We start from the raw sequence: 26,161 nt of genomic DNA on the forward strand, positions 1-26,161 counted from the left end.
TTTTAATTGACAGCGTCAACGTGACGGCCAGAACTTATCTTTGTTGCAGACCGATTTTGTAAAGGAATAATATGGGGCGCTACGACAATATTCTTGAGCTTGAGCCGGACCTCAACGGCGACGATCTGCGGATCGGTGTCGTCATGAGCCGTTTTAACATCGAGGTGAGCGAAGGCTTGCTCAGCGCTTGCACGGCGGAGTTGATCAAACGCGGCGTGCAGGAGTCCGGCATGCTGCTGGTGACTGTGCCGGGTGCGCTGGAAATACCGTTGGCCCTGCAGAAAATGGCTTTAACCGACCAGTTTGATGCTCTGATCGCGTTGGGAGCGATCATCCGGGGCGAAACGTATCATTTTGAAATCGTTTCGAATCAATCCGCCAACGGTTTAGCCGCTGTACAACTCGATACCGGCATTCCCGTTGCTAACGGGATACTTACCACAGAAACGGACGATCAGGCATTAGCGCGCATGAGCCAGAAAGGAACCGAAGCCGCACAGGCGGCGATCGAGATGGCTAACCTGCTACGAGAGCTTGAGGAAGTAACCCAATAAACACATCGAATGACACAAACCAAACCGGTGATTAAAAGGGCAGCCAAGCCGGGCCGCAAAACCCGTCGCCGCCATGCTCGTGAACTGGTCTTGCAGGGACTTTACCAATATTGTGTCGCCGGCGGCCCTGCCGAGGCCATCGAAGCGCAGCTGAGAGAAACGAGTGAGTTCGCTAAAACCGACGGGGAATACTTCTCAAGTCTGCTGCGCGGCGTGATTACGAACGTAGGGGAGCTGGAACAGCAGATTCAGCCTTATCTTGATCGGCCCTTCAAGGAGCTGAGCCCGGTGGAGATTGCCATTCTGCTATTGGGTACCCATGAGCTCGCGAATCATCTGGAAATACCGTATCGAGCAGTTATCAACGAAGCCGTGGAGCTGGCGAAAACCTATGGCGGCACGCATGGGCACAAGTACGTGAACGGCGTGCTGGATAAACTGGCGGCGAAGCTAAGAACGACCGAAGTTCATGCAAGAGTTTGAGGGGCCTCATCTGAGGATGACCTTGTCCTTGATCTAACGCGTACCGTCTTGCGCCACGTTTCGAAGAATGCTCTCAGAATTCGACATCATTCAACGGTATTTTTATCGCGCGGCCCCAGGCGCCGTATTAGGGATAGGGGATGATGCGGCGCTGATACAGCCTTCCGCCGGGATGGAACTGGCCATTTCAACCGACGTGCTGGTGTCAGGACAGCATTTTTTTGCCGACGCCGACCCGCGCGGGCTGGGGCACAAATCTCTGGCTGTGAATCTTTCCGACATGGCCGCGATGGGCGCGAGGCCGCGATGGGCGACACTTTCGCTCGCGCTGCCCGCGAACATGGCTCGCGAGAACGACAAATGGCTGGAAGCGTTCTCTGACGGTTTCTTCAATCTCGCTGATGCTTATCAGGTTGATCTTATCGGTGGAGATACTACAAGAGGACCATTAACCATTTGCGTAACCATCATTGGCGAGGTGGCGAGAGGCAAGGCACTGCGTCGGAGCGGAGCCAGGTCGGGGGACGATATCTGGATATCGGGCCATCTGGGCGATGCCGCGCTGGCGCTGGCTCACCAGCAAGGCCATATCGCGCTTGAACCGCGCGAAATCGAAGCTTGCCTGCCCGCGCTGAATATGCCCACTCCCAGGGTCGGGTTGGGGCAGCGTTTGATCGGCCTGGCGCGCAGCGCAATCGATATTTCGGATGGATTGCTGGCCGACCTGGGGCATATTCTGAAGTGTTCAAAAGCTTCCGCCATCATAAGCTTGCCCGACATAAATTGCTCGGCACCGCTAAGAAGATGTCTTCCTCATCCATTGGCGCTGAAATGCCTGCTGGCCGGCGGAGATGACTATGAGCTTTGCTTTAGCGCGGCGAGGTCAAAGAGGGCAAAAATTGAAACCCTTTCCCGCGAGCTGGGACTGCCACTGACCCGTGTCGGCAAAATCGGCATGGGAGAAGGGCTGGTCGTGCTTGATGCCGCTGGCGAGGCTGTAACGCTGGAGACGACGGGATATGACCATTTCCGCGCCTGATCAAACGGTCGAGAATTCGAGTGTTGGCCGAGCCGATGGTGCGGTGTCCGAAGCTGACGTCCCGCCAGCGGGGAAACCGGAGGAACCGGACCGCTCCGGCGTTTCGCCTCACGCCGAAGCGTCAGGCATCCACTCCAAAAGGCCCACGAAAGCATTTATCCGAACCCGCCTGGCGTATTTCATTGCATTTGGCGGCGGCGCTGGCTTGAGCAGTATTGCCCCCGGCACCGTTGGGACCCTCGCTACCTTCCCCTTGTTTTGGATATTTGCTTACTTCTTCGATCCGCTTGCTCTCCTCGTCCTGATCGCGGTGATGTTTCTCGTTGGCGTCTGGGCTTGCGGTGTCACGGGCAGGGCGTTGGGCAATCACGATCATGGCGGTATGGTCTGGGATGAAATTTCCGCTTTCCTGCTGGTACTGTACTTTACGCCACCTATTATCGTGTGGCAGGCATTTGCATTTCTGCTGTTTCGTTTGTTCGATATAATCAAACCACCGCCCATCGGATACTACGATCGGAAGCTGCGTGGCGGCTTTGGCGTGATGTTCGATGATTTGCTGGCCGCATTCCTGACATTGCTTTGCCTGGCGGCGTGGAAAGCGCTTGGAATAGGTTCTTTAATTTAAGTAATTTGCGGCCGTGTATTGCACTGGCCCGGTGATTGCCGGTTGTCTTGTGAATGCGTTGTTCGGCATTCCTTGACCTGTGTGTTGAGAAAACAGATTTTCCAGGGGAACAGACCGAATGGATGATCTCACGCTTCAGGACCTGGCGAGAAAGGCCGGCGTCGCTCTGGCCCAGCAGGGCTTAATGCTTGCCACAGCCGAATCCTGCACGGGCGGATGGCTGGGGCAGACCATCACCTCCATCGCCGGAAGCTCCAGCTGGTACGACCGTGGCTTCATCACCTACGCCTCGGTCTCCAAGCATGAAATGCTGGGCGTGAGCACTGCAACCCTTGAACAGTATGGAGCGGTATCCGAGCAAACGGCTTCAGAAATGGCAGCCGGTGTGATTACGCACAGCCATGCGCATGTCGCGGTCTCCATCACCGGCATCGCCGGCCCGGAAGGCGGCACGGCGGAAAAACCGGTGGGCATGGTATGTTTCGCCTGGATGATGAAAGACGGATTGGCCTGCGCTGAGACCCGGTATTTCGCCGGCGGCCGCGAGGATGTAAGGCGTCAATCCGTAGCGGAAGCCCTGCAAGGCGTCATAGACTTGCTACATTGCATCCCGCCGCGAATGGGATAACACCCAATGGGATGACAATCTTTTGTTCAGTGTGAATCCCCGTCGTGGCTGCGCGCGCCATGAGACATCATGCGGTCGCTGGCGGCAATCGCAATGGCGGAAAACAGGAAAACCACATGGATTCCGGTCTGCGCCAAAATGGTCTTTTCGTCGTACGCGCTGGCATTGATAAAGGTCTTGAGCAGGTGGATCGACGAAATGCCGATAATCGCCGTGGCGAGCTTGACCTTGAGCACCGATGCGTTGACATGGGACAACCATTCCGGCTGATCAGGGTGCCCTTCGAGATTCATGCGAGAAACGAAGGTTTCATAGCCGCCGATGATTACCATGATGAGAAGATTGGAAATCATCACCACATCGATCAAACCCAGCACAACCAGCATAATGGTGGTTTCGTTGATCTTGGAGGGCCGAGGGGCGCCTTCAACGGCAACCGCATCCAGAATATGCTGTAATGCAGCCTGATTACCCATCACCGCTCCGATCAGATCGAGCAATTCGACCCAGAAGTGGTATACGTACACGCATTGCGCAAGAATCAGCCCAAGGTACAGCGGCAATTGCAGCCAGCGCGTGGTGAAAATGAAATAGGCGAGCGGTTGAATTTTTCGGGAACGCGCGGGAGGAGCGTCCATGTAATCCTCTTTAATAGACATAGATTTGGTATTTGCGGTAAACCCGGCATTTTACACCGCCGTATCGGTTTGATGCGAACACGGTTAGTGCCATGCCTCGTGCAATCCGCTGTTACGCCCCACGATATCGGTTTCAGTCGGATGAATGATACGGTTGTGATATTGAATTTGTCGTCCAGAACGCATGAAAGACGCGTATCCGCGATCCTGAAGACCTTTGTCATTGCGTTGCTCTCGACCTGTGCATCGGCGGACGCCGCCCGGGAGACACCGGAAGCGCGAATTTTTGCGCGAGTCTCGCCGTCCGTGGTCGGGGTGAACATGGGTGACGCCCGCAGTAATTCCGTTGGCGAAGGCAGCGGTGTCGTGATTGGAGCCGGGCAAGTGATCACCACGTGCCATGTCGCGGGCAAAGGCAAGAATGGGCACGTCGTCCATTCGGGCAAACGCTACGAAGCGACGTTGCAATCTGCGCAACCGGATCTCGACCTGTGCCTGTTGAATGTGCCCGGTCTGCAGGGGCCGGCCGCTACCCTGGGTAGTGCATTAAACGTTAAGACCGGCCAGCACATTTATGCTATAGGCATGCCGATTGACTGGAATCCGCCGCAACCGATCCTCAGCAAAGGGGTAATTTCCAACCTGCGGCCTTATCTGCGATCGCAATACATGCGTATCGCCGTCCCGGTTTCTTCAGGCTTTAGCGGGGGTGGTCTATTCGACGCCCATGGTGCGCTGATCGGTATACTCTCGCACCCCGAGGGCAAAGGCGGCGATGTCACGTTTGCGCTGCCGGCGGATTGGATAGGTGAATTACCGATTAAAGTGCGGCCTGGTCCGGAAATGATAAAAAAAGATGAATCAGCCTGGCTTAACCGCGCGTTAACGCTCGAAAAGAGCGCCGACTGGCGAGGATTGTTGAAACTGTCGCAGCAGGAAGTCAACCTTGATTCCGGAAACGCCGCTGCATGGTTCAGCATGGGCATGGCTTTCGCTAACCTGAAGCAATATGAACAAGCAGTTCGAGCGTATCGCGAAGCCATACGCAATCAGTCGGAGTATGGCGACGCCTGGCATCACCTCGGTGTCGCCTACGCCAATCTGAAAGACTACGACAATGCGATTCAAGCCTACAGGGATGCCCTAAGCATGCAGCCCGAGAATGCTCAAGCGTGGTACGACCTGGGGCTCGCATACGATGACCGCAAGCAACACGCACATGCTATCCACGCCTACCGGGAAGCGCTGCGCCTGGATGCTGAGAACGCCGCCGCCTGGTATGACCTGGGCATGACCTATGACGATCTTAAGCTATACGGAGAGGCGGCAGAGGCGTATGCGGAGACAGTGCGTGTCCAGCCGGAGAACGCTGATGCGTGGTATAAACTTGGCGTGGATTACGCAATACTGGGCGAACGCGTCAAGGTAAGGGGAGTCTATCAGGCTCTGCGCAAGCTGGATACAAAAAGGGCCGAGCAGTATTTCAATACTTATATTCTGCCCTGAAAATATTTCCGCTGCGTGTCGGCAGGACAAGCAGGAAAACATCGCGCTGAAACACATTGTCATTCTCTTCGCGCTTTTCCGGTTGAACCACCTATGCGATAATTGATCCCATTCATAAAGGAAATTTTCATGGACGAAAACAGAAGCAAAGCGCTCGCCGCGGCTCTCTCCCAGATCGAGAAACAGTTTGGCAAAGGCTCGATCATGCGCCTGGGTGCGAGTGACGTCGCCAAAGACGTTGAGGTTATTTCCACCGGTTCACTTGGGCTCGATATTGCCCTGGGTGTGGGCGGCCTTCCTCGCGGAAGGGTAGTGGAAATTTACGGTCCGGAATCCTCCGGCAAAACCACGCTTACGCTGCAGGTCATCGCGCAGATGCAGAAAGTTGGCGGTACCGCGGCGTTTATCGACGCGGAGCACGCCCTGGATCCCCAATATGCACAAAAAATCGGGGTCAATGTCCAGGAGTTGCTGATTTCTCAGCCGGACAATGGGGAGCAGGCACTGGAAATTGCCGATATGCTGGTGCGCTCCGGTTCCGTCGACGTGGTCGTAGTTGATTCGGTTGCGGCCCTGACGCCGCGCGCGGAAATCGAAGGTGAAATGGGCGAGCCCCAAATGGGACTGCAAGCGCGACTGATGTCGCAAGCGTTACGCAAGCTTACCGCCAATATCAAACGCAGCAACACGATGGTGATTTTCATCAATCAGATACGCATGAAGATCGGCGTCATGTTCGGCAATCCGGAAACGACGACCGGCGGCAACGCACTAAAATTCTACGCGTCGGTTCGCCTTGATATACGTCGCACCGGTTCCATTAAAAAAGGCGAAGAGGTCATCGGCAGCGAAACACGCGTGAAGGTGGTCAAGAATAAGGTTGCGCCGCCCTTCAAACAGGCGGAATTCGATATCCTCTACGGAGAGGGCATTTCGCGCGAAGGCGAAATTGTCGAGCTGGGCGTGCAGCACAAACTGATCGAGAAGTCCGGCGCCTGGTATGCATACAAAGGCGACAAAATCGGCCAGGGCAAGGATAACGCGCGCGAATTTCTAAAAGAACACCCCGAGATAGCGGCGGAAATCGAATCGAAAATACGCGCCGCGGTGGGCGTCGCCAACCCCGCTGAAACGGCCGCCGTGGCCTGATGGCGGAGGTGGGGGAACGAACGCTCCTGCCGCCGATGGATTTGTCATGACGCGCAGGCCAAGCCTCAAAACCCGCGCTCTAGGCTACCTTGCCCGGCGGGAACACTCCCGCCTGGAACTGGAAAGAAAGCTCGGACCCCATGCCAAATCTTCCGAAGAACTCATCGCGGTGCTGGATGCGCTTGAACAATGCGGCTTCCTTTCGGCCGCGCGCGTGGTGGAGCAGGTGGTACACGTTCGCCAAAGCAAGTTCGGAAGCCGTCGTATTGTGAATGAGTTGCGCGAGAAGGGCATTCCCGAGAATCTAATCGCGGCGGCGTTGCCTAACATTAGAGAAACCGAGCGGGACCGCGCGCTGGAAGTGTGGCGGAAAAGGTTTAACGCTGCCCCCGCCGATGCGAAGGAACTTGGCAGGCAGGCGCGTTTTCTCATGGGGCGGGGGTTTGCAGCGGACGTGATACATCATGTCCTGCGTCATTCGGATGAGGAAATGACTTGACGGAGCGGGATACTCAGCGGTTAGCTGGGCGCGCGGTCCGGGCGATTCTGGCAGGATGGGCAATAGCGGTTCTGCTGGGGTCGTGCAGTGCCAACAACGCCACGTCCATCAGCGAGCTCAACACATCCGCAGCCAATTTCGACGGCCAGGAGGTCACGCTCCATGGGGTGGCAAAAGACGTGACGCGGGTCCCGCTGTTTAATCTGAAGTCCTACGTGCTGAAAGATGACACCGGAGAAATCACCATTCTGACGGAACGCGAACTGCCAAAGATGAATGAAGAAATTCATGTGAAGGTGAAGGTGGGGAATATCGCCATTATCAATGGAGAATCGCTTGGAACGACGCTCATGGAGTTGGAGCGGCGCTGAAAACTAACGAAGGCGGTGGAGGGCGCATGGACACCTATTCACCATTGTTCGGATGAAGCCGAGATGAAAAGCAGCGAAATACGGCAGAAATTTCTGGAATTTTTCGAGTCGCACGGCCATACGGTCGTCGCGTCGAGCCCCCTCGTTCCTGGCAATGACCCAACGCTGCTGTTTACGAACGCGGGCATGGTGCAGTTCAAGGATGTATTTCTTGGTCACGACAGGCGGCCGTACGTGCGGGCGGCCAGTTCGCAGCGCTGTGTGCGCGCGGGCGGCAAGCACAACGATCTGGAGAATGTGGGCTACACCGCGCGCCACCATACTTTCTTCGAGATGCTGGGCAATTTCAGCTTCGGCGATTATTTCAAGCGCAATGCCATCAAGTTTGCGTGGGAGTTTCTAACCGTTACGCTTTCCATTCCTCCGGCAAAGCTCTGGGTGACGGTATACGCCGAGGATGACGAAGCGGCCGACATCTGGATCCGCGAGGTGGGCCTCGATCCGGCGCGGTTGACGCGTATTGCCACCTCGGACAACTTTTGGCAAATGGGTGAAACCGGTCCCTGCGGTCCATGTTCCGAAATTTTTTATGACCACGGCCCTGAGATCGCCGGCGGTCCGCCCGGCACACCCGAAGCGGATGGCGACCGCTACGTCGAAATCTGGAACCTGGTGTTCATGCAATACAACCGCGACGGCGCCGGTACGCTGCACCCGCTGCCCAGGCCATCGGTTGATACCGGCATGGGGCTCGAGCGTATTTCCGCCGTAATGCAGCAGGTTCACAGCAATTACGAGATCGACCTGTTTCAGGAACTGATCCGTGCGGCCGCGCAAGCCACCGGCACGGCCGATCGGTCCAGCAGCTCGCTCAAAGTGATCGCCGATCACATCCGTGCCTGTTCTTTTCTGATTACCGATGGCGTGATTCCCGGCAACGAAGGGCGCGGGTACGTGCTCAGGCGCATCATCCGGCGCGCCATCCGCCACGGCTACAAGCTGGGGCAGAAACAGCCCTTCTTTTATTTACTTGTCGAACAGCTTGCGGGAACCATGGGGCAGGCCTACCCGGAGCTGGTGGAAGCCAAGGTCCGCGTCGCGGCGGTGCTGAAGCAGGAAGAAGAACGTTTCGCCGAGACGCTGGAAAACGGCATGCAGGTGCTGGAGACGGCATTACGGCGTGGGGACCGCCTGCTGGATGGTGAAACCCTGTTTCGACTTTATGACACTTTCGGTTTCCCCCTCGATCTCACAGCCGATATCGCGCGCGAGCGCGGCATTACAATCGACCAGCCCGGGTTCGAGCAGGCCATGGAGCGCCAGCGCGAGCGGGCCCGTGCGACGAGCAGGTTCACCATGCAGGAAGGAATCGTATATAGCGGACCCTCCACCGGATTCCACGGTTATGAAAGCCTGCGTTACGAAGGCCGAATCCTTGCCATTTACCGGGAAGGGAGCCGCGTGCACTTCATCGATGCGGGCGATGAAGCAGTCGTGGTACTGGACCATACGCCGTTCTACGCGGAATCCGGAGGACAGGTGGGCGACAGCGGCGAGTTGCTTGCGGCCAACGGCACCTTTATCGTAGGCGATACCCAGAAGATCCAGGCGGACGTATTTGGCCATAAAGGCTTGCTGCGCAGCGGCCGCCTGGTTACCGGCGACGCGGTTGTCGCGGAGGTCGACGGGTCGGCCCGGGCACGCACCGAGCGTAACCACTCGGTTACTCACCTGATGCACAAGGCGCTACGCCAGGTATTAGGCACTCATGTTCAGCAAAAGGGGTCCCTGGTCGATTCTCTCAAGACGCGCTTTGACTTTGCACACAACCAGCCGGTGACCGACGCGGAGATTCGCGCGGTGGAACAACTGGTGAATGCTGAAATTGTTGCCAATGCGGCAACGGAAGCCCGGCTGCTGCCCATCGAGGAGGCAAAAAAAACCGGCGCCATGATGCTGTTCGGGGAAAAGTACGGCGATGAGGTGCGAGTGCTGGCGATCGGGACCTCGCGTGAGCTATGCGGGGGAACTCACGTCAAGCGCACGGGTGATATCGGGCTCTTCAAAATCGTGTCTGAATCCGGTGTGGCGGCGGGCGTGCGCCGGATTGAAGCGGTGACCGGCGAGAGCGCCCTGGCTTATATACAGGAGCGGGAAGCGCAATTGCAGCACGTGGCCGATGCCGTAAAGGTCCATCCGCACGAAGCCGCCGCTCGTATCACGCAAATTCTCGATAACGTCAAGGAGCTGGAAAGGGAACTCCGGCGCATGAAATCGAAACTGGCCAGCTCTCAGGGCAATGACTTGACCGAGCAGATTCGTGAGGTTAAAGGGGTGAAAGTCCTTGTGGTGTGCCTGGAAGATGCAGACTCCTCAGCCTTGCGCGAAGCGGTGGATTCATTCAAGCAAAAACTCAAATCCGGCGTTGTCGTTCTTGCCGCGATCGAAGATGGAAAAATCAAGCTTACGGCCGGCGTAACCGCTGACCTGACCGCAAAGGTGAAGGCAGGCGAGCTGGTCAATTTCGTCGCCAGGCAGGTCGGCGGCAAGGGTGGCGGCCGCCCCGACATGGCTCAGGCAGGCGGAACCCAGCCCGACGATCTGCCGGCGGCATTGGACAGCGTGGCCGGCTGGGTTGAGCAACGGCTCTAGCATTTGTAGCTTAATTTTTAAATAACCTTAAGAACTCAAAGAATGACAAGCAGACACTCCCGCCTTCTCATCCTCGGTTCCGGCCCTGCCGGATATAGCGCTGCGGTGTATGCCGCCCGCGCCAATCTCAACCCGGTGCTCATCACCGGGCTCGCACAGGGCGGTCAGCTCATGACCACGACCGAAGTCGATAACTGGCCTGCGGACGCAATGGGCGTGCAGGGTCCCGAACTGATGGAACGCTTCAAACAACATGCGGAACGGTTCAATACGGAAATCCTTTTTGATCACATCCATACCGCCAAGCTGACGGAGAAGCCCATCACGCTTATCGGCGATGCGGCCACCTATACCTGCGATGCGCTGATCATTGCCACTGGCGCTTCCGCGCAGTATCTTGGCATACCCTCAGAGGATGCATACATGGGTCGTGGGGTGTCCGGTTGCGCAACCTGCGACGGATTTTTCTATAAGGGGCAGGACGTCGCGGTAATCGGGGGTGGTAATACGGCGGTGGAAGAGGCGCTGTATCTCTCCCATATCGCGCGTAACGTGACCGTTGTGCACCGGCGGGAAAAATTCCGCTCGGAAAAGATCCTGATCGACAAAATGATGGAAAAGGTGAAAGACGGCAACATCAAGCTGGAACTCAATCACGTGCTGGACGAAGTGCTGGGCGACACCTCCGGCGTTAACGGCATGCGTATCAAGAGCGTTCAAGACAATTCCACCAAAACGCTCCCTTTGCAGGGCGTATTCATCGCCATTGGCCACAAGCCCAACACCGACATTTTCCAGGGCCAGCTGGAAATGAGAAACGGCTACATCCTCACCCGGAGCGGGAACGAGGGCAACGCTACCGCCACCAGCATTCCGGGAGTGTTTGCAGCGGGTGACGTCCAGGATCACATCTATCGGCAGGCCGTGACCAGTGCCGGCACGGGCTGCATGGCTGCATTGGACGCAGAAAAATATCTGGACGGGTTGTCGTGAACGCCAGAGCAACTGCGGCTTGAAAATCTCCCATGAAACGGCGGGACAAAAAGCCTGCGTTTAGTGCGTTACCCGGGCCGGCAAGCGGCCCTGCAAAGGGTCCCGCAGCAACCTTCACGAAGGAGCCGGCCGCCGGGGTGGGTGATAATGCCTCCAACGATGACGGGGCCGCCTTGTTCCGTCAGGCGGTCCAGGGCGTTTCGAGGCTGGCGGCTTCCGATAAAGCCCCTCTGCCCAGCAAGCATCCCCCGCCCATACCACGTCAAATTCCTGCCCACGAGCAATCCGCAGGCGGTGAAGCGCTATCCGATCATATTGCGCTGGAGATCGGCGCGGGCGATGAGTGGGCATTTTTGCGGCCGGGCGTATCGCGCCAGACTTTGCGGCGATTGCGGCGTGGTTACTGGAAAATCGAGGCACAACTCGATTTGCACGGGTTTACTCGCGAGGAAGCGCGGCAGGAGTTGGCGGTATTTCTGGATGCGAGCAGCAAACGAGGATTTCGTTGCGTGCGCGTGATACACGGGAAGGGGCTTAGCTCGCCGAACCATGAGCCTGTGCTCAAAACCCGGGTGGGGAATTGGCTGGCGCAACGAGCGGATGTGCTGGCCTTCTGCCAGGCCAGACCGGAGGAGGGCGGCAGCGGCGCCGTGCTGGTGCTTTTGGCCGCAACGGGAAAGTAGCTGCATTGTTACGAGCTCGCGCGGTCGGAATCGGTCAGGATTGGGCAGCCACCACCTCAGAGGATCAGAGCGTAGGATTCGGCTCGTGAGAATAAGTCTTTTCATGCAGGCTCTGGCAACGCACGCAGCGCCGGGCAGTGGGGTACGCCAATAGTCTCTCAAAGCCGATTTCTCCTCCGCAATCGATACAGTCGCCGAAACCCGGTTCCGCCAAACGTTTCAAGGTTTCCTCTACTTCGCGTATCTCGCGCACCTGGCGATCCACGAGCGCCGCATCGACATCCACCAGCATGTCGGCAACCGACTCATCGCCGGGATCAGCAACGCTGCCGGCCAGGTCGGCATAATGCTCGTTGCCCGAGCGCTCCAGTTCGCTTCGAATTTCCTCCCTCAGTTCCAGATAGCGCCGTTGCAGAACCGCTTTAATTTGCGCCAGTTGATCGTCCGTAAGGTCTGCCATGGTAGGTTTTCCCGTTAGTGATATCAATGTCCGCTTTCATAACATAGCTCACGAATTCGGTCTCTGCCCACTCTTCAGCTTCTTTAGGTCCTCGATCACCTCAGCGGAATTGCGAGAAGTGCTCGCCGATAGGTAAATTTTAGCAATCCTGCCTTGCGGATCGATCATGAACGTATTCCGCTTAGCCATGCTGCCATCGCCGCGAAGCGAGTCATAACGCGCGGCCGTCTCGCCCTTGCTATCCGCCAGAAGCGGGAACGGAAGGCTGTATTTTTTGGCAAAGTCCGCGTGGCTGGCGGTGTTGTCCACGCTTACGCCAACGACCTGCGCGCCCAGTTCTCCAAGCTGATGGATATCGTCGCGAAATTTGCAAGCCTGCTCGGTGCAGCCCGGCGTATCGTCCTTGACGTAGAAGTACAGCACCAGCCACTTGCCGCGAAACTCCGACAGCTTATGCATCTGGCCATTCTGATCGGGCAGGCTGAAGTCCGGCGCGGCCCCCCCAACCTGGGGTCCTGCTGCATGTGCGGCATGATTCGCGAAGAACAGCGTCGCTGCCATTAGCAGCGTAAACATCGTCCGTGATTTCATAATATGTCCCTAAAAAGTATCAAATGAGGTGTGAGGTTTGAGCGGGAGCGGGTTGAGTGTTTAGCAGAGCGTAACCCATCATCCAGTCCCGCGGCATTTTCGGTGCTCCATTATCCCAGGCTCAATCACTGGGCCTGCCGTCGCGACAAACCACCAACATATCTGCCTCATCTGATCGGCTGCGGTTTGCGAACGGGCCAGGCCCACATCCGCAACAACAGCGCGGATAGCGCCGCGAGACTTCCAGCAAAGAAGAACGCCATAGCGGCACTCTGGAACTGCCAGATCGACCCGAACAGCAGCCCGGCCGGAATTGCCGCGATGCCCACCATCAGATGATACCAGCCGAAGGCGGTTCCGCGATCGCGGGGGCCAGCATAGTCACTGATGATCGCGCGCTCCGCACCCTCGCTCATGCCTGCGCAAAGGCCGTAGAAGATGCTTACGGACCACAGCCCCACACTGTGCTCTACCGTGCCAAGCATCAGGAACGAAACCGCAAAGGTTGTCCAGCCGAGCAGCATCAGCGCCCCACGCCCCAGGCTATCGGCCAGACGTCCTCCCCAAGTGGAGGTGGCGGCCTTGCACAGATTCAATGCGGCCCAAAGCAACAATAATTCGACCGTGCCGACGCCCAATTGGTGCCCCAGTAGCAGGATGAAGGTTTCCGAGGCGCGCGCGAAGGTGAACAGCATCAGCACCAGCAGATAGCGCCGCATGGGCAACGATAAGACCGACCAGCGCAACGGCGGCGGCGTAATAAGAGTAGGGGCAGGAGCAGGGCCTGGAGCTGCGGCATGGTCAGGGGCGGGTTTCCCCTTGTTTTCTTCCTCCACCCCCACCCCTAGCAGAAGCACCGAAACAAAGCCCGGCACCGCCGACCATAGGATGACGTCCGTGAGGCTCAAGCCCGACCATGTCAGCACCGCAGCGGCGGCAAGACTCCCTGCCACGGCGCCGCCATTATCCATAGCCCGATGATAGCCGAAGGCGTAGCCGTGCATCCCGGGCGGAGTCGCGTCTGCCACCAGTGCATCCCGCGGTGCGCTGCGCAAGCCCTTGCCCACCCGGTCGATACTACGCAGCACCAGAATCACCGGCCAGGAACCGGCCAGCCCCAGCAACGGCCGCGCAATATTTGAAAGGGTATAGCCAGCGACGGCCAGTCCCTTGCGCCGGCCGCTCATGAGGTCGGAGTGGCGTCCCGACCATAGCTTGATCAGACTTGCTACCGCGTCGGCCACGCCCTCGATCAAGCCCAGGGCGACCGGTCCGGCGGCCAGCACCGTCGCGAGCAATATCGGGATGAGTGGTATCACGATGTCCGAAGCAAAGTCATTGAAAAAACTGACAAGACCAAGAACGATGACGGTGCGCGGCAGATTTTTGGGAGGGGGATTTTCTTGAGGTTCTTCAGCCGGTTTATTCATCCCGGCATATTAGCGTAAAATGCTGTCACGGCCCTGGTAGCTCAGTGGATAGAGCGACCCCCTCCTAAGGGGTAGGTCACACGTTCGATTCGTGTTCAGGGCGCCATAAATTCAGCGAGTTACGTTCATATTCGTAAATCAACATCCCATCGGGGTTACACCGGGGTTACGTCACAGGTTAGTAGACCCTAAATCTCCCGTTTCCAATAGCTCGTCGCCACGCTTTCTGGCAGGCCAAGCAGGGGTGCAAGTTTAGCCATTATCGGCAAAAGCCTTAACCATAAAAACTTAAACATGACGGCAGTTTACACGCGGCTCAATCTGGATTCTGTACGAGTAGTGTCAACGCCCCGACAAGCGCGATGCTAGTGGCCGGGAGATTAAAGCGCACTAATATTTCGAGTACAACGGGAAAAGTGATTAACCAGTTTAGACAAACCTAGACGTGCAGCGAGGGAGGGATGCTATGAAATACGCCGAATGGGCACCGCGCATACTTGTAGAAGGCCATAAGGCTCAGATCAATGACCTTCGGCGCCCGCCACACACAATTTTAGGTGACGACCCAGTAGAGTATGTACTGTCGCAGGGTGAATTGAAGCCGGCATTCTACCTCTGGTCGATTCTGCCTGGTGGAGAAAGTACGGCATTGCTTGGACGGTTAACAACAGACCTGAGAATGAAAGATGCGTGGAACCCTCTCGCGAGCCGAGTTAAAGGCGAAGCGGAGTATGTTCAGTTCTTTCGGACGTGCGAGAGGGGCATCAGCGGCTGGCGGAATAATCCAAAACAAAGACCCGCAGAACAAAAAGCCGATTTACAGAAAATAGCCGATGGAGCTGTAGAACTTCGCGATCGATTGGAGGTATCACCTCAGTTTTCTCAGTATGCAATGCATGAACTTATTGAGGATCGGGAAATTACGCATTCGCAGGAATTTTCGGATGGAACCAGTAATGTTTTAAATGGGCGCTTAGCTATTAGTTCAGTTTTGCCGAGCATTTCTGGCATTTTGACTGATGTATCGCGAAGGGCAGCGGAATATGCCGGGGAAGAACCGATAGTTAACAAGCCGCACTCCGCAAATGCCGACCTTCACTACTTTATTCGTGTCCTTTCCAATTATCTCAACCAAAAATATGGACAGCCTCTGCATGAGGTTGTGGCGGTGACAGCAGACGTTGTGTTTGACCGCAAGGAGATCGATTCTGACTACGTACGTATGCTTGTTTCCTAATACCCGGAGGTTGTTATACGTTTTTAGCTATTAACCTTCGGGGAGGATAATCCAAATAATTCGGTAGGATCCTGCTGGTGGTTCAAGCTTAACTTCCCCTAATATCCCCTCGATAGCTGGGACGTTTCCAGCGTAATACGAGGGAATATCATTGACTGCTCAAGTAATATTCGCATCACGCCTCACGGATTCGTCCGAAGATCCCCTGTTTTCTAATTCGCAAGCTGCAGACTATCTCGGGCTAGCCGACAACACACTTTCTGTCTGGCGCTGCACGGGGCGCTACAACATTCCCTATATAAAAGTCGGCCGGCTTGTGAGGTATCGCAAATCCGACCTTGATGCGTTTCTCCAGCGCAGGACCCAAGGCCGCATTGAGACCCAAGTTACCACTATCGCATTACATTCCTCGGACGAGATCGATCAAAGTCCGAAATCCCGGACAAACCCGCGAGGGTCATTATCAGAACAGCGTCAAGCTTCCGCCCCCACGCGCTATCGCAGGTCGAAGGGTCACGCCGCTGATCCACCGGATTTCTCGTCTGGACCTCCGGGGGACGAACCACAAAACGACGATGAGCATCAGCGAACGGAAGACAAGCATTACAGGAGGCGGAAATGAAACTGACGAGTCGCGCTGGGGGTGGAAACTGGCCCCCCTCCTCTTTTAGACGAGACCTGCTCCCCATACCCTCCAAATATTATAAGGGTCAGGGGCTAAAATTATCCGGCGGAGGCGAATGGAAGAACGCGCTTTGTCCATTACACCACGATACCCGGCCCAGCCTCCTGGTACACCTTGTTTCTGGTGCCTTCCGTTGCATGGCGTGCCAAAAACACGGCGGCGATGTTCTTTCCTTTCACATGCAACGATATGGGTTGAAATTCCGCGAGGCGGCAAAGCAACTGGGAGCATGGGGGACGCGGACATGAGCGAAACCGCGAAAAATGCGGCAGGGCGTCTAGCAAAACATATGCTGGCAAAAGGCTATCTGCCGCAAGCCCTGCACATTTACACGGACCAAGATGGCAACCTCCTCCACTGTGTGATCCGCCTCAAGCATCCAAACGGGGACAAATGGATCCGGCCAATGAAGCTCGATGGCGAAGAATACATATTGGGCGAACCAGATTACCCGCGCGGGAAACCGCTTTATAACCTTCGAGAGCTAGCAAAACGTCCTCTTGATCCGGTTATCGTTGCCGAAGGCGAATGGTGCGTCGACGCTCTTTCAAAACGCGGTGTGTTAGCCACTACCACGGGGTCTGCAGATTCTGTGGGAAAAGCCGAGCTGAGGCCTCTAGCTGGTCGACCGGTCAAACTTTGGGCTGATAACGACGAAGCGGGCCAGCGGTATGGTATTGCAATGGCGGACGCATTGAGACAGTTAGATTGCATTGTTCAGCTAGTGGACGTTTCTTTACTGGGGTTGCCTGTTAAAGGAGATGCAGTGGACTGGTTGGCTGCTCATCCAATGGCAACCGCAGCGGATATTCATCAGTTACCTACTGTAGAGCAACATCCAGCGTCAGGTTCGACATCGGAAACTGCGGAGAAACAGACCACGTGGACCTCAGACGGCAGCTCGTTGAATCGCGCGAAGTGCTGCAAATGGGATGATCCAAAACCGATCCAGGCGCCGTTACCGCCCGTTCCCCCATTCGATGCGCAGGCACTTCTGCCGGGTCCTTTGGACAGCTGGGTTCAAGATGAAGCTGCGCGCATGCCCTCCTGTCCTGCGGACTTCATAGCGGGGGCAGTGATGGTATCTCTGGGTAGTCTCATTGGAGCGCGCTGCGCGATCAAACCGAAGACAAAGGATTCCTGGTGCATTGTTCCAAACGTTTGGGGTGGTTGCGTCGGTTTACCGTCGGCCAAAAAAACTCCAGCTTTGAACGCGGCCCTAAAACCGCTCGACCTGCTGATCGCAAATGCCGTGCAGGCACATCAAGCAAGAATGGATGAGTTCGAGACGGATAAGGCTGTATTCGAAGCTGAAGGCGAAGTTCTCCAGGAATCTTTGAAGAGCGCAGCAAAAGAAGCCATAAGGTCGAGCCTGGCAGGTGACAAAAATGCGGAGCCTAACGATACGGCTGCCGGCCAGACGCAAGATTCCGGAAAGAAGAAGCTCGATGACGTCGCCGAGAAACTAAAAGATCACCGGAAAAAGATTAAAACACAAGCACCTGTGTTGCGGCGGTATAAGACTAACGACACCACGATCGAGAAATTAGGTGAGATGTTGCGGGAGAACCCGGCGGGGTTGCTGGTCGTACGGGATGAGCTGGTGGGGTTGCTGGCATCGTGGGATCGGAGCGGGCACGAGGGTGACCGGGCTTTCTACCTGGAGGCATGGAACGGCGATAGCAGCTTTGACACAGACCGAATCGGACGTGGCTCCATTCATATTCCTAATTTATGCGTATCCATCCTCGGGGGCATACAACCAGACAAGCTGACACGTTACCTTGAGCAAGCGGTAGATTCACTGGCGAACGATGGCATGCTGCAACGGTTTCAGATCCTGGTATATCCAGATCCTCAGATTTGGGAGTGGCGCGACCGCATCCCGAATAAGGATGCTCGCGACTCTGTTCTCGCCATATTTGAAGCCCTGGTGGACTTCGATCCGCTTGCCTTCGGGGCAGAGCCTGCCGACTACTTTGTAAACTTCCCGCATTTCTGTTTCGACACAGAAGCCCAGCAGATCTTCATCGAGTTCTCCAATGATCTGCACCGGGTAAAGCTTCCCAATGAAGACCAGCCCATCATCGCCCAGCATTTGGCCAAGTTTGACAAACTCTTTCCGGCGATCGCCCTGATCCTGCATCTCGTCGACTGCGCGGCTAAAGGAAACTGCGGGCCGGTAACCGGCGAAGCCGCAGGGCGTGCAGAGGCATGGTGCAAATATCTGGAAGCCCACGCGAGACGGTGCTACGGGCTTCTCATTGATAATGGGTTGCGATCAGCTCAGGCATTGGCGGAAAAGGTGCGAGCTGGCAAGTTGGCCAATGGATTTACGGCGCGGGACGTTCGGCGTAATCAGTGGCGCTATCTTACCAGCGAGGAGACAGTTCGGGCCGCGCTGGAATGGCTTGAAGATGAATGCTGGTTACAATCACAAGAAATAGGAGGAATGGGACCCGGTACTGGGCGACGTTCGTGGCGTTACTATATCAATCCAAAGATCGGTGACTTTAAAAATACTGGCAGCGTAGTACAGATAGATAGTCCCGAACGTGACAACCGTAAAAGTTTGAAAACGGGAAATCAGGATACTGCCAATACCGACAATAGAAGTCTAACGGCAGTAATGGCAGTACCCAAACCGGGCAAATCTGGAGATTCGCAAGCCTCTAACGGCAGTAATGGCAGTACCCGATCAGGGAACTTGGGGAAAATGGGACCGAAACCGATGTGATGGTTCCCTTGACGCTCTTCGAAGAGGCCCAGATCCTCAGCTTTCTGGATTGTATCCATGAGACCGATAACGCAAGTGTCGCTGACGTGTTACAACAGTGCAGAACCAATGAAGAGAAACGGCAATACTACTTGGCGCAAGCCGCAAAGGCATTAGATGGCAAAGCTTCTATTAAATGACAAGAGGAGCGAAATGCGCAGTGTAAAGCAAGCTCAGTTAACGTTAAAACAGCAAAGGTTCGCCAATGAGTACTGCATTGACCTCAACGCTACTGCGGCTTATGTCCGTGCGGGCTACAACGCCAGGGGTAACGCGGCTGAGGCCTGTGCATCCCGACTGCTAAGCAATGCTAAGGTGCAGCAGGCTATCCAGGAAAAAGAAAAGATAGCCGTCAGCTGGTTGGAAGCGAATACAGAAAATGTGCTACGTGCAACCTCGGCGCTCGCCTTCTCCGACATACGCAAGCTTTTCAATTCAGATGGATCGCCAAAATCTATCCATGAACTCGATCACGCAACAGCTGCTGCTATCTCATCGATTGAGATCGGCCAGATGATGTCCGAGGGTAAGGTGATAGGGCGCGTTTGCAAGATCAAGTTGTGGGACAAGAACAGCGCTCAGGACCGGCTGTTCAAGCACCTCGGCCTGTTCCGGAAGGAAAACAGCCCTCAGTCCTCGGTCAGCAATATCGAAATATCGTTTGTGTCGGCGGATGGAAAGTGAACCGGGCAACTGGAGCCCGGAAAACTTGATGAAGGTCAGCCCGTCCACTCTCCGTGTAGCCAATCAGAAGCCTGGTAAGGGCTGTATGCCCAATCCTGGAGCCGCGGGCGCGACAATTGCAGGCGCGTTAGTCGCGTAGGGATTGTTCGGCGAGTCGTTGGAATAGCGCGAACCGTATTGACCGTACGGATTGTTGACGGAGTGGGCTGAATACTCGCTGCCGTAACGTCCGTAGGGATTGCTCGTGCTGTTCGCGTCGTACTGGTTGCCGCTCAGATTGCCGAGATACTTGCCCGTCTGACGATCGACGAGAATCGGTGGGCCGGCTAAAGACAATTCGAATGCGAGGGCAAGAAGTAATCCGACCAGAAACGATGTGCCTTGTTCATCGTGCTTCTCCCATTGATTGTCCTTCAATTGCTCGCCCGACCACGCCGGCTTCATGTTGATCTTACGTTTTTTTCGGTTGATAACTAGTGGACCTTGGTACAGCTTTTCTGGATGACGTGGTGGCAGTTGATGCGGTTGAACCGCTACCTCTACAGGAAGGAGTTGCCAAGGAGCAGTTGTCCGTGGATCAAGCAGCACATATCAACGCGGCGGAAGAGGGCGACCATTACCGGATACGTTGACGGACTGTTACCGAATACGTTGCCGTACTGTTACCGAATACGTTGACGTACTGGATAAGCCGGCCGCCTTCCCTTTTGACGTTGTTTGTGGGCGATAACACCGCTTTTTAGCACCGAAACAATGCGGAAGTGAAGTAAAAATAGGCAAATCGACAGGAATGGCCCTACAAGGCCCATGAAGAGATTTTCGGCTCTGGTTGAGGCCATCCCCTCAAAGATGCGCAGAATTTTCATACATGCCGCTCTGGAGAGGGGCCGAACTATAGCAGCGTGAAATAAGCTGTAGTAGTTCGAGCACTACGTTCCGTTACGCTATTGATTGTTTCCAATTCCATCGCTGGCCCGGTCCTAGAGGCGACTAAGCCGTTTCCCAAGCCAGACACCTGCACGCACCAGCTGGCCTGAATTTGTAGTTCCTGGTTACGAACGCTCCGCCAAGCCAAGCAAGACGCCCGGATACTCAACCTTGGCAAGTGCCGCCTCTAGAGACACTACGGGCAAGGCTTCTCGCGGAACCGGATGTGTGCTTTGCCAATCCGTCTCACCTACTTCGAGAAACCTGTCGATCGTTCTCTCGATCACTTCCCGATTGATCTCCTCCGCCTCTACAACTGCGTGCAACCCGATTCCATATTCATACAGTGGATCAAGCTTGAATGATTCGTAAATTGGCGGCGGCTCGTTTTCGGTTATTTCCAGCTCCGTTTTCTTCTGGTATTCGCGCAAGGTCAGTCCCCCGAAACAGTCATAAGTTTGTGGTGTGCGTTTAGCCAGCGTGTAATACATTTTCCCATCCCTCATGAAGGGACCTTCAAACTCCGGCCTGCCCTCTTGATTTTGTTGCTCCCTTGATAGAAGGGATAACGCGCGATCCGAGGCAAGTTCACTCGTTCGGCTCCAGAACTCAAAAGTCGCGGTATGGATGAGCGCGTTCCAGATGGTGACCCCATCGGTCCCCAGAAAATAGACCTTGAACCATTGCATATATAGCTGGGGCCGGCCCGGCTCATCAAGCATAAGACGGGAGGTGAACTTCCCCCCGTATGTGCCGGTATCCCGCACGATCTTCCAGCGCAGGCTGACGTACCGGTCGCGTTTCTTGCGCCGTGGCAATTCAGCAAATGGCGTAAAACGCATCAGCCGGTAAAGTACTGGCTTTCTTTTTCCCATCGGTTTATGCGTTGGCCTGTTAAGTTAGAAACAATTGAATTGCTGACCTCGCTGAGCGGATCAATTATTTACATTCTTGTTTAAAGAAGCCCGCCCCGACATTCAGGAGGCTTAACGTCCGAACCGCAATACAATTCCTCGGGCAAATCTCATGACAGATCTTCAAAATCCATCAGCGCAGATGCCGGCACCTTCAACGTTTCCGCCAATCGGAAAATGTTGAGCAGCGCAATATTGCGCCGCCCCCGTTCGATTCCCCCCAGATAGCTCCGCGCCAGTCCGCTTTCCAGGGCAAGTTTCTCCTGGGACCAACCGCGTGCCTTGCGCAACTGCGCCAGTTTCTTCCCAAACAAGAGCCGGGGATCTGATTGCTTTGCATCTCTGATCATCCCCAGATTGTCTGGATCAGGTTACTATCAGGCCACGCTCTATGAGTGACAATTATACTTATTTCCACTATATTTCCAGTTAATAACCTTGATACCGACGTTATGAAAAAGCAGATTCCTCATCCGGCTATCGCGCACCTGAGCAAAACGGAGACCGAGACTCTGATTTCAGATTATCTCGCTGGCGGGAAAGCATCCGGGCTGATTGAGCGGTTTAAAATCAAATGTACGCCCCACCAGCTTTTAAGGGTGCTGCCTCCGCGGATTCTTGGTCGGTCTTGCCCCGTCTGTGGAAGCGTGATGATTCAGGACTTGCCCAGTCGATATAATTTGACTTTGCCAGGCTTGGTTCATTGCTCCTCGTGCTCGCATAAGGACAACAACCAATGCCATTGCCCGTCTTGCACAGAACGATTTTATCGATGGATGAAAGAGGACAGGGCGAAGCGTGAGGCCGAAATAGCTCAGGCGGTTATTGCCGAGCGACGGCAGCATGCTTGCTCAAGTTATTCAATCGAAGAGTTGCCGCTGTCGACAGCGGTAGCGTTTCTTGCGTTCTCGAAGTGCTGCCGGATTGATGAGGATGGGTTCTATGGGAGCCTTGATGAATCCGAGGTACCTTTTGCGCCAAACGGCTCATACGGCGTCAGCCTGCTAACCTCGCTCCGCAAGGCAGGGTTGATCAGTATTTCAGAGCATTCGTCGCCCGGTACCGTTTTTTATGAAGACTCGCGGCTGACTTTCGATCCGCAGCGAGTCTACTGGACAGGAAACATGGAAGAGAACTTGCGGCTGGTTGAGGAGATCGAATCTCGTGCATTAACCCAAAACTGGCCCGAGCATTGGCAGCGGCAAACGGATGCGATCTGGTATGAGATCGCAATGGCCGAGTGCACGGAATATTACGATTATTGCGCCAAAAAAAGGAGCATACGAATTCGGGGTGATGAGGCAATCACCGCGATGCTGGGGAATATCCTGAGAGACTATTCCGTCGCCCAGTGCTACAACATCATCTGGTATGGGGCGACCAATACATCTGATCTCCTCTGCAGAGAGAAGAAGAGCGAGGCGTATGCTGCGAAGTACATGGTATCGGCGTGTCAGCGTCGGGCCAATCGCTGCCGAGAAAAGGATCTACCGTTAACAGCTTTCAAACGAGATCTCCAACTTCCGCGCAGCATGATCAGCTACGTGTTATTTGAACTGATCCTCAAAATCGGGGAGCGGGGTTTTACCGAGGCGATCAGATGCGCTTCTAAAAATGACTCAAGTGGGGCAGGGTCTCCGTGAAAAAGGAATACATGGAGAAGTTGCCCTCATGCGACGGAGATTTCAGATAGCAAAACCTTTTTAGCCCGCAATATTCAATTGGGAACACGACACGGATGAGTTGCAAGATGAGAGGCCAAGGGAGCTACGCAGGGGTGCTGGGCAAGACGTCTGGTCGCAATGCGATTGAGCGTGTTCACGACATCCTCTCCTGTCAGGCTCTGGCCCACCTCGATGGCCAGACTCTCCCGCGTATAGTTGTCTACTATGGTGAGCGCGCGCAGGCGCCTGCCATCGAACAGCGCATCCGCGACAAAATCCATGCTCCAGATCTGATTCATTGCTGTAACGGAGTGCTTGGGCTGGCGCAGCCGGGCCGACTTGTTGCGCTTGGGACGCTTGAGCCGTAACGACAACCCTTCTTCCCGATACAGCCGGTAGACACGCTTGTGATTGTCCTTGAAGCCTTCCTGCTGCAACAGGACATGCATCCGCGGTAACCATAGTGCACTCTAGTTGCCGCAATTTCCTTGATGCGCATGAGTAATAACGATGAATCACGGGCACGCGACTTGTAAACGTATACGGTGCGTGATAGGCGCAGCAAAGCGCATGCCTGCCTCAAGCTGGCGCGGTAGCGGTTGCGCAAGTCATCGATCAGGATGCACTTGCGGGAAGGCTTCAGAGCTTTTTTGACAGCACATCCTGCAGCATGGTCTTGTCCAGGCTCAAGTCGGCTACCAGCCGCTTGAGCTTGACGTTCTCTTCCTCCAACTGCTTCAACCGCCTCAGCTCGGACGGGCCCACTCCAGCGTATTTCTTCTTCCAGTTATAAAATGTCGCGTCGCTGATGCCCATCTTCCTGCAGACCTCTTCAACCGGCGTGCCCAACTCAGCCTGCTTCAAGGCAAACGCAATCTGCTGCTCGGTAAATTTGCTTCTCTTCACGTCATGACTCCTTTCCAGTATGGTCAAAATCATGCCGGAAATTCTACTTTTAAATGGTACGGTTTTTTGGGGTAGGGTCACCGGCTCGAAAGGCCACACTTGATTTCAGTCCCGTGTACGTACGTACAGGCTCGATCGGGTGCAAAGCTCCTGGAAAATCGGCTGTGGCAGCGGACGCCAGCTGGAGTTTTTTAGCAATTGGGATGGGCGGTGGAGGGGTGCTTGACTTGGATGCAACGGCGGTAAAAGTTGCTTCTGCGCGAGGGTTGAGGGTCCATCTCGGCAGTCTTAATAAGCAGAATTTCCCGGAGAACTCTTTCCGTGCTGTTGTCTCCAGCCACACCATCGAGCACGTGCACGATCCTGTCGGGCTGCTCAAGGAATGTCGGCACATCCTTCGGCCAGATGGAAAACTCGTCATTATTACGCCCAACGTCGCAAGCTGGGGCCATACGTGGTTCCGCAGTAACTGGTTAGCGTTAGACCCACCCCGTCATCTTCATCTGTTCAATGCTACCTCATTGCAGCGCGCCGCAAAGGACGCAGGACTTACGGTATCAAGCCTCACCACGACCATACGAGAGGCAGACGGGCTGTTCCGGGCAAGCCGCGATACCAACGAACTAACAGTCATGTTTGGGGCCACCGCCACCCTTGGCCCGTCGTAGCCTGTCAAAGGTCTGGCAACTCGCGGAATGGTTGATGCTCAAAGCCGGACTGGACCGAGGTAAAGATCTGATGATATGCCAGCGGTAGTGGAGTTATGATGTCCTTATTTCAGATGAGCGTGCCGTTGTTCTTATCTAACGCTCTAGCCACATATAACGGGGAACGTTATATCAGCGAACAGCTACGAAGCACAGCCTGTCGGACTCGACTGCCCGATGAATTAGTGGATCTCGTTGCTAATTGGCACTACTTCATCCCTGGCTGCATTGCCAATACCACTGGTTGCCTATCGCCAGCACAGCTCTAATCAGAGTGGGGTTCGCAGGAATAGGCACCGGGGCAAAAGCTGTGCTGCAGTACATGGACCCCGAGTTTTACTTTATAGATCTGCCCATAGCCGCCTTTTGGAATTCGCGAATCGTTTTCCTGTGCGCGAGCAGCAAATTTGTCGCCTTGATGAAACGTTGGTCTTCTTATGTGCACGCGCCGCGTTACCGGAAGAACGATGGCGTCGGTTACTAGGCGCTCTGAATGAGCTTATGTCTTCGCGGTGCCATCTGTATGCCCGCGGAATGAGAAGTTTCTTCAAAGACTTGAAGCGGTAGGTAAAGCGCTTTCGCTTATCGGCACTAGCAAGTGCTTGCCCTCGTTGTTTGGATTGGCCGGTTTACCGCCCGGTCCACCTTCCACCAGACCAATTGTTCGGTCGGGATCGATCTCGTCTGCGCGATATATCTCGGCTTCTTCAATCGAGGTATGGGGATTTATCCAGGTTAACGCATCCTCCGGCTCCATTACTAGGGTCGTCGGTCGTGCAGTCGACCATTCCGACTCCTGAGTCTTCAGTCACGATCACGAAACCGGCTTCCAAGGTTTACTCGACGTTTGGCCGGAAGTTCGTCAGCCCAGCCATGAATATCGGTTCATTTACTTTCCAAGTGATGTACCAAGGCTGCTTCTTACCATTCTCCAGCGACCATTCGTACCAACCGCCCGCCGGTACGATCACTCGACCTTCGCGGACTTCCCTGATAATTCTCAGGTTCGGCGCAGCTTAACCGGACTGTTCTTGATTGACCTTTTTCACAAAGCGGCTCGCTCGCCTGCGGCAATCAGGATGTCTGCAAACGCTGCAATCAGCCGTCATCCGCTATCTCCAGGCTAAGGGGAGCACGGCATCGTTGACCTTCCAGAACAATCATGACGCCGCCGGCCGAACTCAGTTTTCCAGACACAGCGGGTTCCGAATAATAGGAATTCGTGGTTAACACCTATGGACTGGACGGGATCGACATCGACGACCTGCCGACAGCAAGCGTGAATTCAAAAAGTATCGAAGGCATAACTTGATAGCGGCTTTGTAGCTGACTTTAAAAAAATTGAAAATGTAATGTT

29 protein-coding genes, 1 tRNA gene and 1 pseudogene are annotated in these 26,161 nt (G+C 55.2%); 21 read left to right on the top strand and 10 right to left on the bottom strand.

From position 1 onward, the window contains the following. Nucleotides 1-71: 71 nt before the first annotated feature. The 5 genes from ribH to C8R31_RS12430 all read left to right on the top strand — a co-directional run bounded on the left by ribH (nt 72) and on the right by C8R31_RS12430 (nt 3,332). Nucleotides 72-554, top strand: coding sequence for a 6,7-dimethyl-8-ribityllumazine synthase (ribH, locus tag C8R31_RS12410; protein ID WP_107694399.1), 483 nt, complete (start codon nt 72-74; stop codon nt 552-554). 9 nt (nt 555-563) lie between these two features. Then, entirely contained in the window at nt 564-1,037 is a 474-nt protein-coding gene (gene nusB / locus C8R31_RS12415; protein WP_107694400.1) for a transcription antitermination factor NusB, read from the top strand. A 67-nt stretch (nt 1,038-1,104) separates the two neighbouring features. After that, a complete protein-coding gene (gene thiL / locus C8R31_RS12420; RefSeq protein ID WP_107694401.1) occupies nt 1,105-2,076 on the top strand; it encodes a thiamine-phosphate kinase in 972 nt (323 codons plus the stop codon). Continuing rightward, nucleotides 2,057-2,704, top strand: a complete 648-nt coding sequence (locus tag C8R31_RS12425; RefSeq protein WP_107694402.1) for a phosphatidylglycerophosphatase A — start codon at nt 2,057-2,059, stop codon at nt 2,702-2,704. The genes thiL and C8R31_RS12425 overlap by 20 nt, the downstream gene beginning before the upstream one ends. A 118-nt stretch (nt 2,705-2,822) precedes the next feature. After that, nucleotides 2,823-3,332 (top strand): CinA family protein, encoded by a 510-nt coding sequence (locus C8R31_RS12430; protein ID WP_107694403.1) that lies wholly within the window; start codon nt 2,823-2,825, stop codon nt 3,330-3,332. Between the two features lie 26 nt (nt 3,333-3,358). On the opposite strand, the gene C8R31_RS12435 is transcribed toward C8R31_RS12430, so the two are convergent. Further along, nucleotides 3,359-3,970 carry a TIGR00645 family protein gene (locus C8R31_RS12435; RefSeq protein WP_107694543.1) on the bottom strand — a complete coding sequence of 204 codons (612 nt, stop codon included), beginning with the start codon at nt 3,968-3,970 and terminating at the stop codon, nt 3,359-3,361. A 141-nt stretch (nt 3,971-4,111) separates the two neighbouring features. Between C8R31_RS12435 and C8R31_RS12440 the strand changes: the two genes are divergently transcribed. The 7 genes from C8R31_RS12440 to C8R31_RS12470 all read left to right on the top strand — a co-directional run bounded on the left by C8R31_RS12440 (nt 4,112) and on the right by C8R31_RS12470 (nt 11,823). Continuing rightward, on the top strand, nt 4,112-5,476 hold the full coding sequence (locus C8R31_RS12440; protein WP_181320582.1) for a tetratricopeptide repeat-containing serine protease family protein: 1,365 nt from the start codon (nt 4,112-4,114) through the stop codon (nt 5,474-5,476). Nucleotides 5,477-5,605: 129 nt separating this feature from the next. Beyond that, complete coding sequence (recA, locus tag C8R31_RS12445) at nt 5,606-6,625, top strand: recombinase RecA (protein ID WP_107694405.1); 1,020 nt, start codon at nt 5,606-5,608, stop codon at nt 6,623-6,625. A gap of 46 nt (nt 6,626-6,671) precedes the next feature. Beyond that, nucleotides 6,672-7,124 (top strand): recombination regulator RecX, encoded by a 453-nt coding sequence (gene recX, locus C8R31_RS12450; RefSeq protein ID WP_107694406.1) that lies wholly within the window; start codon nt 6,672-6,674, stop codon nt 7,122-7,124. Then, nucleotides 7,121-7,495: a hypothetical protein gene (locus C8R31_RS12455; RefSeq protein ID WP_258192696.1), complete on the top strand. Its 375-nt coding sequence runs from the start codon at nt 7,121-7,123 to the stop codon at nt 7,493-7,495. The genes recX and C8R31_RS12455 overlap by 4 nt, the downstream gene beginning before the upstream one ends. Nucleotides 7,496-7,558: 63 nt before the next feature. Next, nucleotides 7,559-10,147 (top strand): alanine--tRNA ligase, encoded by a 2,589-nt coding sequence (alaS, locus tag C8R31_RS12460; protein ID WP_107694407.1) that lies wholly within the window; start codon nt 7,559-7,561, stop codon nt 10,145-10,147. Nucleotides 10,148-10,189: 42 nt separating this feature from the next. Beyond that, entirely contained in the window at nt 10,190-11,140 is a 951-nt protein-coding gene (trxB, locus tag C8R31_RS12465; protein WP_107694408.1) for a thioredoxin-disulfide reductase, read from the top strand. Between the two features lie 32 nt (nt 11,141-11,172). After that, entirely contained in the window at nt 11,173-11,823 is a 651-nt protein-coding gene (locus tag C8R31_RS12470) for a Smr/MutS family protein (RefSeq protein ID WP_107694409.1), read from the top strand. A 64-nt stretch (nt 11,824-11,887) separates the two neighbouring features. On the opposite strand, the gene C8R31_RS12475 is transcribed toward C8R31_RS12470, so the two are convergent. The 3 genes from C8R31_RS12475 to C8R31_RS12485 all read right to left on the bottom strand — a co-directional run bounded on the left by C8R31_RS12475 (nt 11,888) and on the right by C8R31_RS12485 (nt 14,304). Further along, nucleotides 11,888-12,283, bottom strand: a complete 396-nt coding sequence (locus C8R31_RS12475) for a TraR/DksA family transcriptional regulator (protein ID WP_107694410.1) — start codon at nt 12,281-12,283, stop codon at nt 11,888-11,890. Between the two features lie 48 nt (nt 12,284-12,331). Then, nucleotides 12,332-12,874, bottom strand: a complete 543-nt coding sequence (locus C8R31_RS12480; RefSeq protein WP_181320584.1) for a peroxiredoxin — start codon at nt 12,872-12,874, stop codon at nt 12,332-12,334. A gap of 167 nt (nt 12,875-13,041) precedes the next feature. Further along, nucleotides 13,042-14,304, bottom strand: a complete 1,263-nt coding sequence (locus C8R31_RS12485) for an MFS transporter (protein ID WP_107694411.1) — start codon at nt 14,302-14,304, stop codon at nt 13,042-13,044. A 30-nt stretch (nt 14,305-14,334) separates the two neighbouring features. Between C8R31_RS12485 and C8R31_RS12490 the strand changes: the two genes are divergently transcribed. The 6 genes from C8R31_RS12490 to C8R31_RS12525 all read left to right on the top strand — a co-directional run bounded on the left by C8R31_RS12490 (nt 14,335) and on the right by C8R31_RS12525 (nt 19,686). Then, nucleotides 14,335-14,410: transfer RNA gene (locus tag C8R31_RS12490), tRNA-Arg, on the top strand. Nucleotides 14,411-14,770: 360 nt separating this feature from the next. Continuing rightward, nucleotides 14,771-15,541: a hypothetical protein gene (locus C8R31_RS12500; RefSeq protein ID WP_107694412.1), complete on the top strand. Its 771-nt coding sequence runs from the start codon at nt 14,771-14,773 to the stop codon at nt 15,539-15,541. A 151-nt stretch (nt 15,542-15,692) separates the two neighbouring features. After that, the gene (locus C8R31_RS12505) at nt 15,693-16,163 is read left to right on the top strand and encodes a helix-turn-helix domain-containing protein (protein ID WP_219907526.1); all 471 of its coding nucleotides are present in this window, start codon (nt 15,693-15,695) and stop codon (nt 16,161-16,163) included. Next, entirely contained in the window at nt 16,160-16,474 is a 315-nt protein-coding gene (locus tag C8R31_RS16800) for a CHC2 zinc finger domain-containing protein (protein ID WP_107694413.1), read from the top strand. Before C8R31_RS12505 ends, C8R31_RS16800 begins: the two co-directional genes overlap by 4 nt. Next, nucleotides 16,471-18,963 (top strand): DUF3987 domain-containing protein, encoded by a 2,493-nt coding sequence (locus tag C8R31_RS12515; RefSeq protein WP_181320586.1) that lies wholly within the window; start codon nt 16,471-16,473, stop codon nt 18,961-18,963. The genes C8R31_RS16800 and C8R31_RS12515 overlap by 4 nt, the downstream gene beginning before the upstream one ends. 192 nt (nt 18,964-19,155) lie before the next feature. Then, nucleotides 19,156-19,686 carry a terminase small subunit gene (locus C8R31_RS12525; protein WP_181320588.1) on the top strand — a complete coding sequence of 177 codons (531 nt, stop codon included), beginning with the start codon at nt 19,156-19,158 and terminating at the stop codon, nt 19,684-19,686. Nucleotides 19,687-19,749: 63 nt separating this feature from the next. On the opposite strand, the gene C8R31_RS12530 is transcribed toward C8R31_RS12525, so the two are convergent. Beyond that, the gene (locus C8R31_RS12530) at nt 19,750-20,130 is read right to left on the bottom strand and encodes a hypothetical protein (RefSeq protein ID WP_258192697.1); all 381 of its coding nucleotides are present in this window, start codon (nt 20,128-20,130) and stop codon (nt 19,750-19,752) included. 32 nt (nt 20,131-20,162) lie between these two features. On the opposite strand from C8R31_RS12530, the gene C8R31_RS16080 reads away from it, so the two are divergent. Continuing rightward, entirely contained in the window at nt 20,163-20,318 is a 156-nt protein-coding gene (locus tag C8R31_RS16080) for a hypothetical protein (RefSeq protein ID WP_181320589.1), read from the top strand. A gap of 420 nt (nt 20,319-20,738) precedes the next feature. On the opposite strand, the gene C8R31_RS12535 is transcribed toward C8R31_RS16080, so the two are convergent. Together C8R31_RS12535 and C8R31_RS12540 are read right to left on the bottom strand one after the other, a co-directional pair. Further along, a complete protein-coding gene (locus C8R31_RS12535) occupies nt 20,739-21,488 on the bottom strand; it encodes a hypothetical protein (RefSeq protein ID WP_219907527.1) in 750 nt (249 codons plus the stop codon). A gap of 149 nt (nt 21,489-21,637) precedes the next feature. After that, nucleotides 21,638-21,877 (bottom strand): helix-turn-helix domain-containing protein, encoded by a 240-nt coding sequence (locus C8R31_RS12540; RefSeq protein WP_107694417.1) that lies wholly within the window; start codon nt 21,875-21,877, stop codon nt 21,638-21,640. Between the two features lie 426 nt (nt 21,878-22,303). On the opposite strand from C8R31_RS12540, the gene C8R31_RS12545 reads away from it, so the two are divergent. Next, entirely contained in the window at nt 22,304-23,170 is an 867-nt protein-coding gene (locus C8R31_RS12545; RefSeq protein WP_107694418.1) for a hypothetical protein, read from the top strand. Between the two features lie 146 nt (nt 23,171-23,316). Here C8R31_RS12545 and C8R31_RS12550 read toward each other — a convergent pair. Beyond that, nucleotides 23,317-24,097: pseudogene (locus C8R31_RS12550) on the bottom strand (IS3 family transposase); the annotation flags it as partial. 164 nt (nt 24,098-24,261) lie between these two features. Here C8R31_RS12550 and C8R31_RS12555 point away from each other — a divergent pair. Further along, nucleotides 24,262-24,765: a class I SAM-dependent methyltransferase gene (locus C8R31_RS12555; RefSeq protein ID WP_181320590.1), complete on the top strand. Its 504-nt coding sequence runs from the start codon at nt 24,262-24,264 to the stop codon at nt 24,763-24,765. Between the two features lie 586 nt (nt 24,766-25,351). Here C8R31_RS12555 and C8R31_RS12560 read toward each other — a convergent pair. After that, a complete protein-coding gene (locus C8R31_RS12560) occupies nt 25,352-25,561 on the bottom strand; it encodes a hypothetical protein (protein WP_107694420.1) in 210 nt (69 codons plus the stop codon). A gap of 79 nt (nt 25,562-25,640) precedes the next feature. Beyond that, the gene (locus tag C8R31_RS16805; protein WP_107694421.1) at nt 25,641-25,808 is read right to left on the bottom strand and encodes an SOS response-associated peptidase family protein; all 168 of its coding nucleotides are present in this window, start codon (nt 25,806-25,808) and stop codon (nt 25,641-25,643) included. Nucleotides 25,809-26,161: the final 353 nt, after the last annotated feature.

The organism is Nitrosospira sp. Nsp2, from assembly GCF_003050965.1.
GTDB lineage: Bacteria > Pseudomonadota > Gammaproteobacteria > Burkholderiales > Nitrosomonadaceae > Nitrosospira.